Origin of the sequence: Thalassotalea algicola (genome assembly GCF_012932965.1) — a bacterium.
In the GTDB taxonomy this organism is placed as follows: domain Bacteria; phylum Pseudomonadota; class Gammaproteobacteria; order Enterobacterales; family Alteromonadaceae; genus Thalassotalea_F; species Thalassotalea_F algicola.
In genome coordinates this window covers 462,340-477,066 of the sequence record NZ_JABBXH010000001.1, presented here as the reverse complement: position 1 = coordinate 477,066, position 14,727 = coordinate 462,340, and the positions used below count along the sequence as shown (strand labels likewise).

The 14,727-nt window shown below is 40.6% G+C and carries 10 protein-coding genes; 6 read left to right on the top strand and 4 right to left on the bottom strand.

Translation table 11 applies throughout. The features are described 5' to 3' along the window. Positions 1-10: 10 nt before the first annotated feature. Entirely contained in the window at positions 11-880 is an 870-nt protein-coding gene (locus HII17_RS02095) for a bile acid:sodium symporter family protein (protein ID WP_169073659.1), read from the top strand. A gap of 6 nt (positions 881-886) precedes the next feature. On the opposite strand, the gene HII17_RS02090 is transcribed toward HII17_RS02095, so the two are convergent. Beyond that, the gene (locus tag HII17_RS02090; RefSeq protein ID WP_169073658.1) at positions 887-1,789 is read right to left on the bottom strand and encodes a LysR family transcriptional regulator; all 903 of its coding nucleotides are present in this window, start codon (positions 1,787-1,789) and stop codon (positions 887-889) included. Between the two features lie 141 nt (positions 1,790-1,930). Between HII17_RS02090 and HII17_RS02085 the strand changes: the two genes are divergently transcribed. The 5 genes from HII17_RS02085 to HII17_RS02065 are packed head-to-tail and all read left to right on the top strand — an operon-like array spanning position 1,931 to position 6,533. Then, positions 1,931-3,151 carry an acyl-CoA dehydrogenase family protein gene (locus HII17_RS02085; RefSeq protein ID WP_169073657.1) on the top strand — a complete coding sequence of 407 codons (1,221 nt, stop codon included), beginning with the start codon at positions 1,931-1,933 and terminating at the stop codon, positions 3,149-3,151. Positions 3,152-3,164: 13 nt separating this feature from the next. After that, complete coding sequence (locus HII17_RS02080; RefSeq protein ID WP_169073656.1) at positions 3,165-3,980, top strand: SDR family oxidoreductase; 816 nt, start codon at positions 3,165-3,167, stop codon at positions 3,978-3,980. Positions 3,981-3,984: 4 nt separating this feature from the next. Further along, on the top strand, positions 3,985-5,070 hold the full coding sequence (locus HII17_RS02075) for a phosphotransferase family protein (RefSeq protein WP_169073655.1): 1,086 nt from the start codon (positions 3,985-3,987) through the stop codon (positions 5,068-5,070). Continuing rightward, a complete protein-coding gene (locus tag HII17_RS02070; protein ID WP_169073654.1) occupies positions 5,070-5,768 on the top strand; it encodes a histidine phosphatase family protein in 699 nt (232 codons plus the stop codon). Before HII17_RS02075 ends, HII17_RS02070 begins: the two co-directional genes overlap by 1 nt. A gap of 15 nt (positions 5,769-5,783) precedes the next feature. Continuing rightward, positions 5,784-6,533, top strand: coding sequence for an SDR family oxidoreductase (locus tag HII17_RS02065; protein ID WP_169073653.1), 750 nt, complete (start codon positions 5,784-5,786; stop codon positions 6,531-6,533). Positions 6,534-6,537: 4 nt separating this feature from the next. On the opposite strand, the gene HII17_RS19290 is transcribed toward HII17_RS02065, so the two are convergent. The 3 genes from HII17_RS19290 to gltB all read right to left on the bottom strand — a co-directional run bounded on the left by HII17_RS19290 (position 6,538) and on the right by gltB (position 14,390). Further along, positions 6,538-8,340, bottom strand: a complete 1,803-nt coding sequence (locus HII17_RS19290; RefSeq protein ID WP_169073652.1) for a sensor domain-containing diguanylate cyclase — start codon at positions 8,338-8,340, stop codon at positions 6,538-6,540. Between the two features lie 136 nt (positions 8,341-8,476). Further along, a complete protein-coding gene (locus tag HII17_RS02055; protein ID WP_169073651.1) occupies positions 8,477-9,910 on the bottom strand; it encodes an FAD-dependent oxidoreductase in 1,434 nt (477 codons plus the stop codon). Between the two features lie 19 nt (positions 9,911-9,929). Beyond that, entirely contained in the window at positions 9,930-14,390 is a 4,461-nt protein-coding gene (gene gltB, locus HII17_RS02050; RefSeq protein WP_169073650.1) for a glutamate synthase large subunit, read from the bottom strand. Positions 14,391-14,727: the final 337 nt, after the last annotated feature.

Below are 14,727 nucleotides of genomic sequence, written 5' to 3'. Positions count from 1 at the left end.
TAGGCGAACAATGCAGGCATCTTTATCTACTCAACTGTTATTACCCGCAGTATTAGGGCTAATCATGTTTGGTATGGGATTAAGCCTAACTAGGGCTGATTTTATTCGCCTGCTGAGTGAGCCTAAAGTGGTTATGGCTGGCGTGATTGGGCAGGTGATTTTACTGCCTGTATTAGCGCTAGCTGTGGCCAAATTAACTAATTTATCACCTGCAATGTCTGTAGGACTAATGATATTAGCTGCATGTCCTGGCGGCACAACATCGAATATATTCAGTCAGCTTAGTGGTGCAAATTTAGCCTTGTCTGTCAGCCTTACTGCAGCAACAACGATAATCTGTGTATTCACCACCCCATGGTTAATCGAATTTTCGTTAACGTATTTTCAACTTAGCCAATCAGTAGATTTTTCATTATTCACCACTAGCTTATCCTTGTTGGTAATAATGTTAGTTCCTATGACGTTAGGCTTGTATTTCAGACGGCGATGGGAAAATGCAGCGCTAAGATTAATCAAACCGTTTCAAAGGTTATCCTTAATTTTTCTTGTTGTGATGATTATTAGTATTTCAGTGCAGGAATTTGAGACATTGAAGCAAGCCTTAGGCAGTATGTTTTGGTCAACAGTTGGTCTAAATGTTATCGCAATTATTGCAGGGTTACTTCTGGCTGTTGCAGTTAAGGCGGATAGGGCTAATAGCTTAACGCTTGGTATAGAAATAGGCATTCAAAATGCCTCATTGGCGATACTGATAGCATTAACATTTTTAAAAGAAAGTGAGCTGGCTATTCCGGCAGGTGTCTATGGCGTTACCATGTATTTAGGTACTGGCGTATTACTATTTTTTTTGGGTAAAGATAAAAACGTGTCCAACAACTAGTATAAGTTAAGTTAGTACAAGTTTAATTTGCTGTCTTAGCCAACTCATTGCTTCATCTTGCTCGGTATGTTCATGCCAATATAAATGGGTTTCACTGCAAGGAATAGCAAAAGGCAAAGTGTATAAGCTCACCCCTGGAACCAAGTACCTACGCGCAATTAACTTGGGTAGTGTCAGCAGTAGTGGCATGTGTTGGATAATGCTTATCGCTGTTTGATAGCTTTGGCACCTCAATCGAATATTGCGATTAATGCCTTGTTGTAATAATGAAAAATCCTCAACCACTTTACCTTTAGCACGACTAGAAACAGTAAGGTGCTCTGCGCTTAAATACTCAGCTTGAGTAAGTTTGTCCTTAAACAGGTTACTTGCTCCTAACACACAAAACTCGTCTGACGAAAGTTTAGTATGAGTGATCGGTTTGGTCATTGCTCTCACAACATCAATTGCTAAATCAATTTCACCGCTTGCGAGTTGTCGGCTCAATTGGTCACGAATCAGTGTCCCACTGATCAGTTTGGCATTTGGTACTAAAGGCGCAATTTGGTGTACTAGTTTTGGAATAATTAACGGCTCTAGTGCTTCATGAATTGCAATTTTAAAGGTTTGCTCGGTAGTCGCAGCGTCAAACTGGCCGCATTGTTGTAAAATTTGTCTTAATCGGGCAATGGTTTCTAGCAACTGTGGTGCGATTTGTTGGCAAGCTGGTGTAGGTTGCATTGTTTGCCCTTGCCGAACAAATAACGGGTCGTTCAATGCATCGCGAAGTCGCTTTATTGCATGGCTAACGGCTGAAGGGGTTAAGAATAAAGCTCGGGCAGTCGCAGACATATTTCGCTCTACATAGAGCGATTCAAATACTTTCAGTAAATTAAAATCAAGTTGTTGAATAGCTTTAGACTCAAGCATAGTGCCGCTGACTTTTAGTTGTGAATAATATTCATAACAGGTTAGCAAATATTTTCATTACATTCATCATCACCAATGACGTTATGCTTAGGAAATAGAAATTAGTTCTCTAACTAGAACGTTTGCAAAAAGGACAACATCATGAATTTTGCTCATAGTGAAAAATGCCAAGACTATTTAACTCGAGTTCGTCAATTTATGAACGAACATGTCATTCCAAATGAAGCAGAAATCCTAGCGGAAGTTAGACGTTTAAATCCAACAGGTGACTGGACGACTTGGCAAGTACCAGAGCAAATGAAGTCATTGAAAGCAAAAGCAAAAGCCCAGGGATTATGGAATTTATTTTTACCTGATGAAGAGTTTGGGCAGGGCCTTACGTGTGTAGATTACGCGCCGTTAGCTGAAGAAATGGGGCGCTCTTTGATCGCACCTGACTTATTTAATTGTAATGCTCCTGATACTGGCAATATGGAAGTGCTATATCATTTTGGTAGCAATGAGCAAAAAGCAAAATGGTTACAACCATTACTTGACGGTGAGATTCGCTCGGTATTTGGAATGACAGAGCCTGAAGTTGCTTCAAGTGATGCCACTAATATGCAGGCAACTATTTCGCTTGATGGTGATGAAGTCATCGTCAATGGCCGTAAATGGTGGTCTACCGGCTTAGGACATCCGGACGCCAAAATGACGGTGTTTATGGGGCTGTCAAACCCTGATGCGGATAAGCATCAGCGTCATGCTATGGTTATAGTGCCGCTTGATGCTCAAGGGGTAAAGATTGATCGTATGCTTACTGCTTTTGGTGATTACGACGCCCCTTATGGCCACGGCGAGATGACTTTAACTAATGTGCGTGTACCCAAAGAAAATGTTATCTGGGATTTAGGTAAAGGGTTTGCAATTGCACAAGGGCGTCTGGGACCGGGTCGTATTCATCATTGTATGCGTGCAATTGGTGCCGCCGAACGCGCCCTGCAACTTGCTATTGAACGAGGTCATCATCGTGTCGCTTTTGGTAAATCTATTATTAAATTAGGTGGTAATTTAGAACGCGTAGCTAAAGCGAGAATGCAGATTGATCAAGCGCGATTGTTAACGTTAAATGCGGCATGGAAGATTGATAACCTAGGTGTCAAACAAGCAATGACGGAAATTTCGGCGATTAAAGTTGTCGTGCCAAATATGCTGCAAGAAGTAGTGGATATGGCAATTCAACTACATGGTGGAGCTGGTATGTGTCATGATTTTCCATTGGCAGGTTTTGCAGCCATGGCACGTAGTTTAAGGCTTGCAGATGGCCCAGATGAAGTGCATATGGCAATGGTTTCACGTTTGGAGCTGAAAAAATATCAATAAGGGGCATGGGAATATGCAGAAATATATCATAGTTACCGGAGGTGCTTCAGGCTTAGGTCTGGCACTGGCAAAGCGCTGGGCTAAAGCCGGCGCTTTTGTGTGTATAGCAGATATAAATGATGAAGCTGCCAATATTGCTTTGTCAGAATTACAAACAATAAATAATGAATGCTTTTATCAACATTGTGATGTCACTAAACTGAAAGATATTCAGCAACTTAAACAGACGGCATTAGACAAGTGGCCACAAGTAGACATGATCGTAAACAATGCAGGCGTGGCGACAGCAGATCGTATCGAAGACGAGAGTATTAGCCAGTGGCAATGGGTGTTAGAAATTAACCTGCTTGCTGCGGTAAAAGTAAGTCAGGTATTTACGCCTTTATTTAAGTTGCAACAGCAAGGATATTTTTTAAATGTAGCCTCTCAAGCAGGTATAACACCAATTCCTTATATGGCGAGTTACAACGCGTCGAAAGCGGCAATGGTGAGCTTATCTGAAACACTTCGATTAGAACTCGCAGATGACAACATCTGCGTTAGCGTACTGTGTCCTGGTTTTTTTAAAACCAATTTGGGCGATAGTTTAAAAACTAAACTTACCAACATGAAGTCTATGCTAGGCCGAGTATTTGAAAGTGCTGAGATTACGAGTGAGCAAGTCGCTGAGCAAGCTTATCAAGCCGTGACAAAACGAAAGTTCATGATATTGACTCATAGCGAAGGAAAAAAAGTCTTTAGATTCAAACAGTGGCTGCCAATACATTGGTATTTAGCTATGGTATTAAAACAAACAGCAAAGTTAAGAGCACGAGTTGGAAAAGAGTAATTGAATGACAAATGTAAAACAGCAGGATTTACTAGATAAAGCTCAGGCAGTTAGAAAAGGTGAAGAACTACCTGTTGGCTCAGTTAATGAATGGCTAAGCTCACAAATACAAGGTATTAGTGGTGAGCCGTTAGTGACTCAATATTCAGGTGGTGCGTCGAATTGGACATATTGCCTAACTTATCCTGAAAAATCACTTATTCTAAGAAGAGCACCGCGCGGTACGAAAGCAAAAGGTGCTCACGATATGAATCGAGAGTTTACGCTACAGCAAGCGTTAAAGCCGGTTTATTCATATGTTCCAGAAATGCTAGGCTTTTGCGATGATAGGCAAGTGTTGGATAGTGACTTTTACGTCATGGAGAAGGTTAATGGCATTATTCCACGAAAAAACTTACCGTCTGGCTTATCGCTATCGCCAAGCGATACCCGTCAGCTTTGTCAGAATGTATTAGACTGTCTAATTGAGCTACACCAAGTCGATATTGAGCAGGCAAACTTAACTCATATTGGTAAAGGGCAAGGCTATATTCAACGGCAAATAGATGGCTGGAGTGAGCGATATAGCCGAGCTAAAACGTGGAATGTTCCCTCTGGTCAAAAAATAATGCAATGGTTACAAGCCAATATTCCGACTAATGAACGGATTTGTTTAACCCATAATGATTTTAGATTTGATAACGTTATTTTAGCAGAAAATGAACCGACTAAAGTCATTGGTGTGCTCGACTGGGAGCTTGCGACCCTAGGTGATCCTTTGATGGATCTTGGCAATAGTTTAGCTTACTGGGTTGAACAGGGTGATGATTTTATGGCGCAATCCAGTCGTCGTCAGCCAACCCATTTAAAAGGTATGTTTACTCGTAAGGAAGTTATTGATTATTACTGTAAAAAAATGTCGATAGACGTTGAACAGTTTACCTTTTATGAAGTTTATGGCTTATTCAGGCTCGCTGGCATTGTCCAACAAATTTACTATCGCTATCACCATAAGCAAACCAACAACCCTGCTTTTAAACAATTTTGGCTGTTTTCTCATTATTTACTGTGGCGTTGTAGTAAAGCGATAAAGCAACAGAGGAAAGGCTAATGTCGATGATTTATTTAATTCGTCATGGGCAGGCGAGTTTTGGCAAACAAAACTACGATGATTTGTCTACGCTTGGTCAAATGCAAGGTCAGGTACTAGGTGAAAATTTTAATTCAAAAAATATCGTCCCTAGCAAATTTTTTGCTGGTGAAATGGTAAGGCATAAGCAAACCTTCGAGCAAACCTGTAATGCCCTGTTAGAAAAACAACCTCAAGCTGAATTCTCGTCTCTTTGGAATGAGTTTGATCATCAACAAGTATTAGCTGCATTTGACGAACGGTTTAGCTGTCCTGAGCAAATGCTTTTAGTCTTTAAGGAACAAGGCTATGGCGATCAAATGTTTATCCAGGTGTTTCATCAAGCGTTAATGCGTTGGATGTCAGCAGACTACCCTGATGACTACGATGAGTCTTGGCAGTCATTTAAGCAACGAGTTGCTAGTGCATTAGATAAAGTTATTGGCGCTACACAGAAGGGACAAAACAACCTAGTGTTTACCTCTGGTGGCGTTATTAGTGTTGTCATTATGGCTTTGCTCAATATTCCAGATAGTGAATTTCTAAAAATAAACATGAACATAGCGAACTGTAGTGTGACCAAAATTAAAGTTACTAAGATAGGGGCTATGGTACATACCATTAATGATACGAGTGCTTTTGAAATGCCAGAATATCATCACCTTTTAACTTACAAATAATAAGAGCATTAAATCATGGTAAGACAAAATATTTTAATCACAGGGGCAAGTTCTGGTTTAGGTAAAGGTATGGCGATTGAATTCGCAAAAATGGGCAGAAATCTCGCTCTTTGTGCCCGTAGGATCGAACGTCTTGAAGAATTAAAAAGCGAATTGTTGGCGCTTAATCCGAATATTCAAGTTCTGATTAAGCCACTTGATGTAAATAATCATGAGCAAGTTTTTAGCGTATTTAATGAGTTTAAAGAAGAGTTAGGCACATTAGATCGCGTGATAGTTAATGCCGGTATGGGTAAAGGCGCTTCTATAGGTACAGGTTATTTTCATGCTAATAAACAAACGGCAGAAACAAATTTTATTGCTGCAATTGCTCAGTGTGAAGCTGCTATGGAAATTTTTAGAGCTCAAAATTCAGGGCACTTAGTGAATATTTCTTCAATTAGTGCGGTACGAGGATTTAGGCGTGCAATGACAGTATACGCAGCGACAAAAGCGGCACTAACTAGTTTGTCTGAAGGTATTCGTATAGATGTAATGAATACACCAATCCAAATCACCTGTATACACCCTGGATTTATTCGCAGCGAGATAAACGACAAAGTTGAAAAGGTCCCTTTTATTGTTGATACAGAAACAGGCTGCAAAGCTATGGTAAGCGCTATCGAAAAAGAAAAAGCGAATGCCTTTGTACCGAGTTACCCTTGGGCTATTTTACATTGGTTCTTACGGGTAGCGCCATTAAGCTTAATTCGAAAAATGAGTTAATTGCTTATTTCCGTTCAGAAGGGCGATCATGAATATTTGAGATATTTGCATGATCGCTTTCAAAGAATTCAACGACAGTATTTCGTCCTCGACTTTTGGCTTGATATAACGCTTTATCTGCACGGGCAACGAGTTGGTTTGGCCGTAAGCCTTTTAGTTGGTTCGAGACGATATAACCAACACTTACTGTAACGACGTTTTGATTATTGCTTTCTGAACGCTCATGCGGCACACCTAGTTCTCGTATATTGTCGCAAATAGCTTGTGCTGCTTGCTGGCAATACTCGTGATTAGTATTACTCAACATAACAATAAATTCTTCACCGCCATATCGTGCAATAATGTCGCTTGGTCGTTTGGTGATATTAGCTTCCATCAATAGCGTACCAATATTTTTCAGGCAAATATCACCCATTAAGTGGCCGTAGAAGTCGTTATATTGTTTAAAGTAATCAATATCAAATAAGATAATGGCAATGGACTTTCCATCACGTAAACATCGTTGCCATTCTAGATTAAACTGATTATCAAAGTGTCGTCTGTTGTGTAGACCTGTTAAACCATCTGTAATGGCTAAAACGGCTAACTCTTGGTTTACCTGAGATAAAGCTTCTTTTGCATCTTCCAAATCCGAAGTTCTTTTAAGTACCCTGACTTCGAGATCAGCATTTGTTTGAAGAATTTTAGCCTGAAATTGGCGTTGCACTCGGAACAAAAATTTTAGCATTAACAGGCATAAAATCATGGTGATCGTGATTACCATGATAAAAGTATTCCGAGTTTTAAAATAAGGCTGTAAGGCCTCCTGGGTATTGATCTCTGTCGCTACACCGAATTGGAAGTTCTCATCCCAAATCCATGCGCCAATAACATTAACACCACGATAATCTCGATAGCCTTGAGTATTAACCCCACTTTTTCCAGAAGTGGCTTGTTGAGCCATATAGGTTAGCGGTAATTGTTCATAACTAAGTGTCGGTTTAAATCCTTTTAATAGGTTACCACCCGGATCTTTAAGTTGAATATTAAAGATGCTGTTCTCACCATAATCGAGCATGCTAAGCTTACGTAACTGCTCAACAAACCGGCTCTCGGTTAGCAAGGTACCAGATTTATCAAATGCGTATGTCTCTCCAGTTTCTCCTACTCGCCCTAGCGTCGTAACACTAGAAAAATAAGTCATCGGGTTAATACGAATTGCGATTGCAGCGATTACTGAAAGGCTCTCATCGAATATAGGTGAAACGATAAACATAGTGGCATCGATGCTAATTCGCTGCAATTTTTGATTATTGATCGGGACGTCTGATCGAATAGGGGGAATAAAAACAGCTTCGCCTTTATCAAATACCCTAGCTAGTAATTCTGGGTTTTGCTGTGCAATTAAGTTGACCGTACCTAGATTACTATTACGCATAGAAGCAATGCTGATGTTATCAGGTGCGATAATGAAGAATCCCTGATCGCCAAAATTTTCTAAAATAGGCGCTAAAAGCTGTCGAAATTCAGTCAGGTACTTACTTTGTACAAGTGGCTTGTCACCTTGATAATCGTGAATCAAATCTTGAGTAAGTTTAATGACACTTTCATTTTCAGAAATGCTTTCTAATGCAAAACGTCTTTGCTCAACTAGGATGTGATGGGCTTCTTGAATGGTTAGCAGCAGGGTTTGTAAGTTTTCTCTGACTTGCTCAGTAGTGCTTGATTTTATTTGATAAAGGGCAATAACGGAAAGAAAAACAACAGCACTCATAAATACTGAAATAAGTAAAATAGCTCTAATGTTTTGTTTTTTTATCTGCTGCACGCATGACTTCTCTGTAACTATACGCTTAGTAATTATAGCAGTGTTACAAAGTGTTTACATTCTACTATGGTCTTATTGGTTTAGAAAACGAAAAAGGCTATGCAATGCATAGCCTTTTTTTATAGCGTAAGGATGATTACACTGCGACAACTTGCTCGCTATAAAGGTAATCTAATATGCCAATAGCAGCTTTTCTGCCTTGATCGACAGCAGTAACAACAAGGTCTGAGCCTAGTACCATATCACCGCCAGCAAAAATATTTTGAGCAGTGGTTTGTAGGGCGAATTCGCTATTATCTTTGGCCACGACTCGGCCTCTGCTATCAACTTCTACACCAGCATCTTTCATCCATTGAGGAGGGCTTGGCAAAAAACCAAAGGCGATAACTACTGCATCTGCAGCCATTATAAATTCACTACCATCAACAGGCTCCGGACTTCTGCGACCATTGGCGTCGGGCTCACCTAATTGAGTTTTAACAAATTTAACACCAACAGCGTTGCCATTATCATCAACGGCAATATCGAGTGGCTGAATATTAAATTCGAAGTTAACACCTTCTTCTTTGGCATTTTGAACTTCTCGTGGTGAACCAGGCATGTTGGCTTCGTCACGACGATATGCACAGGTAACATCGGTAGCACCTTGACGAATAGAGGTTCGCACACAGTCCATGGCGGTATCACCACCACCAAGTACGATGACTTTCTTTCCGCTAAAGTTAACATAAGGTTTAGCTTCTTGCGTCACACCCATAATGTGTTGTGTGTTTCCAATAAGGAAATCAAGAGCATTGTATACGCCGGAAGCTTGTTCGTTTTCAAAGCCGCCTTCCATGTCGGTATAGGTACCAAGCCCTAAGAATACCGCATCATATTCTTGGCAAAGCGAATCAAATGAAACATCAACACCGACATTGGTGTTAAGTTTAAATTCGATGCCCATGCCTTCAAATATTTTACGGCGACGAACGATAACTTCTTTTTCTAATTTAAATGAAGGAATGCCGAACGTTAGTAAACCACCAATTTCTGCGTGTTTATCAAACACTACGCAATCAACACCTTGTCGTGTCAGTACATCTGCACAAGCTAAGCCAGCAGGACCTGCACCTACAATGGCGACACGCTTACCTGTTTTAACTACATGCGATAAATCAGGTGTCCAACCTTGCTCAAAAGCCGTATCGGTGATGTACTTTTCAATGTTCCCGATAGTAACCGCGCCAAACTCGTCATTTAATGTGCACGCTGACTCACAAAGTCTATCTTGCGGACAAACGCGACCACACATCTCAGGCAAGCTATTAGTCTCATGGCAAAGTTCTGCAGCTTCAAAAATTTTGCCTTCAGTCACTAGCTCAAGCCATTGTGGAATATAGTTATGTACAGGACATTTCCACTCACAATATGGGTTACCACAATCTAAACAACGATCTGCTTGGCCTTTACTTTGATCATTACTGAGAGGGTGATATATCTCTACAAAATCTATCTTGCGTTCTTCAATCGCTTTTTTAGGTGGATCGATACGCTTAACGTCAATAAATTGATAAACATTTTTGCTCATTTTCTTTATTCCACCTTACTTATTGCGCTTGAACACGTAATTCTGCTGAAGAACGGCTTTTGTGGCCAAGTAACGATTTAACATCGGTAGCTTTTGGCTTAATGAGTTTGAACTTACTCGAGAAGGTATCAAACTCTTTCAAAATAGCTTGTGCTCGTAAGCTACCTGTTTCTTCAAAGTGTTGATTGATAATGCCGCGTAAGTGCTCTTGATGAATCACTAAATCTTCAATAGCCAACATTTCAATTGACTCGTTATTTAAACGAATAGCTAAATCGTCTGCTTCGTCTAATACGTAGGCAAAACCACCTGTCATACCTGCGCCGAAGTTTAAGCCAACATCACCTAATACTGTAACAATACCGCCAGTCATATATTCACAAGTGTGATCGCCGGTGCCTTCAACAACCGCATGGGCGCCTGAATTACGAACACCAAAGCGTTCGCCAGCGCGACCACAAGCATATAGCTTTCCACCGGTAGCACCATATAAACAGGTATTACCCATGATCATGGTTTGATGGGTTTCATATTCAACGCCTTTTGGCGGCTTAATTGTCAACTTACCACCAGACATACCTTTACCCACATAATCGTTAGCATCGCCAGTTAAGGTCATTTCTAGACCGCCAGTATTCCATACACCGAAGCTTTGGCCAGCAGTACCTGATAGGTGAATTTTCACGGGGTTCGTAGCCATCCCTTGATCGCCATGTTGTTTGGCAATTTCACCTGAAAGCGCCGCACCAACTGAGCGATCGGTGTTATTTATATTGAATCTAAATTCACCGCCAGTTTTATGAGATACCGCATCACTTGCTGCACCTAGCATTTGTTTATTTAGCAATGCTTCATCAAAAGGAGCGTTCTCTTCAGTTTGGTGCAACGCCGTATGCTCACCTGCTACAACAGGCGCAATAATTGGTGATAAATCGAGTTTTTGCTGTTTTGCGCTAATACCTTTCAGTGGTACCAACAAATCGGTACGGCCTATAATGTCTGTTAGGCTTTCAACGCCTAATTGGGCTAAGATTTCACGTACATCTTGTGCAACAAACTTAAAGTAATTCATTACTTGTTCAGGTAAGCCTTTAAAGTACTCTTCACGTAGCACTTCATCTTGCGTAGCAACGCCTGTGGCACAGTTGTTTAAATGGCAAATACGTAGGAATTTACAACCTAAAGTGATCATTGGTACGGTACCAAATCCAAAGCTTTCAGCACCTAAAATCGCGGCTTTAACAATATCTAAACCGGTTTTTAAACCGCCATCTACTTGTAGACGTACTTTGTGGCGAAGACCGTTATCGACTAGAGATTGGTGAGCTTCAGCTAAGCCTAATTCCCAAGGACAACCAGCGTATTTTACTGAAGTTAATGGGCTTGCGCCGGTACCACCGTCGTAACCTGAAATCGTAATAAAATCTGCATATGCTTTGGCTACACCTGAAGCAATTGTGCCAACACCTGGCCCAGAAACTAATTTTACAGAAATTACCGCTCTTGGATTTACTTGCTTTAAATCGAAAATTAGCTGGGCTAAATCTTCGATTGAATATATGTCGTGGTGTGGTGGTGGAGAAATTAGTGTAACACCAGGCACCGAGAATCTTAACTTCGCAATTAATGGAGTTACTTTATCACCGGGTAATTGACCACCTTCTCCAGGTTTTGCACCTTGAGCCACTTTAATTTGTAACACGTCAGCATTGACTAAGTAATGTGCTGTCACACCAAAGCGACCTGAAGCGATTTGCTTAATGCGCGAATTCTTCACAGTTCCAAATCGGCGCTCGTCTTCACCACCTTCACCTGAATTTGAGAAACCACCTAAACGGTTCATTGCAATTGCGAGCGCTTCGTGAGCTTCAGGGCTTAATGCACCAATTGACATTGCGGCACTGTCAAAGCGTTTGAACATTTCAGTATCAGATTCAACCTTTGAAATATCAATGGCTTGCGTATCATCTTTTAGTGCGAGTAAATCACGTAGCGTTGCTATCGGGCGATTATTTACTTCGTCAGCAAACTTACGGTAATCGTCATAATTACCTGAGCGCACAGCGTCTTGTATATTTTTAACCACATCTGGATTAAAGGCATGGTATTCACCACCGTGAACATACTTTAGTAAACCGCCATGATTAACTTTTTGATGTGGTAAAAATGCGCGACGAGCAAGGTTGAGATTGTCTTGTTCAATATCAACAAAATCAGCACCTTGAAGTCGACTTGGAATATCAGGGAAGCAATATTTCATGATATTGTCATTAAGGCCTATTACTTCAAATAAGCCTGCACAGCGGTAACTGGCAATGGTTGAAATGCCCATTTTAGATAAGATTTTTAATAAACCTTTATTAATACCGTTGCGATAATTTTGTATTGCTTCGCGAGCAGTGAGTTCAATTTGACCTTTCTCTACCATTTGTTCAATGGTTTCAAATGCAAGGAATGGGTAAACAGCTGTAGCACCTAAACCGAGTAATACCGCAAATTGATGTGAGTCTCTTGCCGATGCAGTTTCAACAATGATGTTAGAGTCACAGCGTAATTGTTGATCAACTAAACGTTTTTGAACTGCGCCGACTGCCATAGCCGCCGGAATAGGCACTAAACCTGGATAAATTTGACGATCTGATAATACTAAAATAACGGTATTGTGGTTTCGGACTAAATCTTCGGCTTCATCACATAAGCGTTTAACTGCTGCTTCTAGACCTTCTTCAGGATCATAATGCAAAGTTAATGTATCACTGCGGTAGTGCTCTTGATCAAGCTCGCGTAGCTGTTTTAAGCCGGTATACATTAATACTGGTGTTTCAAAAATAATACGATCGGCATGGCCTGTCGTTTCGTTAAATACGTTATGTTCGCGACCAATACAGGTAGACAAAGACATGACATAGCGTTCACGTAACGGATCGATCGGTGGATTGGTTACTTGTGCAAACTGCTGACGGAAATAATCGTAAAGTGTTCGTGGTTTGCTTGAAAGCACAGCCATCGGTGTATCATCACCCATAGAGCCAGTAGCTTCTTGACCATTTTCAGCTAATACTTTAACCACTTGATTAATTTCTTCATAGCTATAGTTAAATAGCTTGTGGTATTGCATCATTTCTTCATCGTTAAATACTCGTGTTCCAATTAGATTTGCTTCCAATTGATCAAACGGTACTAAACGGCGAATATTCTTATTGAGCCATTCGCGATATGGGTGACGTACTTTTAATTCTTTATCTATATCAGCACTGTTAAAAATAGTGCCAGTGTAGGTATCGATCGCTAGCATTTCACCAGGGCCAACTCGGCCTTTTTCAAGTACCTCGTCTTCACCATAATCCCAAATGCCAACTTCAGATGCTAAGGTAATAAAGCCATTTCGAGTAATAACATAGCGTGCGGGGCGTAAACCGTTGCGATCTAAATTGCAGGCGACATGGCGACCATTAGTCATCACAATACCTGCAGGACCGTCCCAAGGCTCCATATGCATAGAGTTAAACTCGTAAAAAGCTCTTAAGTCATCATCCATAGTTGGGTTATTTTGCCATGCTGGCGGCACAAGCAAGCGCATCGCGCGGTATAGGTCCATGCCTCCTGCTAGGAATAATTCAAGCATGTTATCTAACGATGATGAATCAGAGCCACTTTCATTTACAAATGGTGCCGCATCTTTTAGGTCAGGTAACAGTGGGGAATTAAAACGGTATGTACGAGCGCGAGCCCATTGGCGATTCCCCTTAATCGTATTAATTTCACCATTATGTGCCAAATAGCGGAAAGGCTGTGCCAAATGCCATTGTGGTGATGTATTAGTCGAAAATCGCTGATGGAATACACAAATAGCACTTTGTAAACGGATATCTGCTAAGTCTAAATAGAAGTTTGGTAAATCTACCGGCATCATTAAGCCTTTGTAGATAGTCACTAAACAAGAAAGACTAGCAATATAGAATTTTTCATCAGTGATGCGTTTTTCTGCACGACGACGTGCCATATACAAGCGGCGTTCTAGATCACGATTACGCCAACCTGGAGGCGCATCAACAAATATTTGCTCTATTGCCGGTAAGTTGCCTGCTGCAATAGGACCTAGTATTGATTTATCAGTTGGAACTATACGCCATCCGACAATAGTTAATGTTTCTCTTGATAATTCTTCTTCGAATATTTTTTTAGATTCAGCGGCGATTACAGGATCAGGGTTTAAAAACACCATACCAATGCCGTATTTACGACCAAGTTGCCAGCCATTTTCTTCAGCAACTGCGCGGAAAAAACTATCCGGCTTTTGCATTAATAAGCCACAACCATCACCTGTTTTTCCATCTGCAGCAATACCACCACGGTGCTGCATACGATCGAGTGCGCTAATTGCTGTCTTAATCAATTTGTGACTTGCTTCACCCTTTTGGTGAGCAATTAAACCAAAACCACAATTGTCTTTTTGCGAATTAGGATCATATAGCTGCATCTTTTTCTCCAAGCATTTATTATTCCGCAGTTATCAGGCTAGGGTACGAATAAAACGATAAGAATTGTGAATAAATATACCCATTTTCGCCAAAAGCGAACCACAAACACTAACCACAAATGATAAGTTCGTCAACATTTATAGAGTATTTGCTCGTAATTAATTTACATAATAAGAATGGTTATCATATGTAATTGCGCCAAACGGAGGCATTTGGCAATTAAAATGTAGGTTTTTTGAGCCAAAAAAGGGCATCGTTCTTATACTTTAGTCTTAAAATGAAATAAAACTACATTTAAGGTGTGTGAGGTTACAGATGTTCAACATTAATTGAATG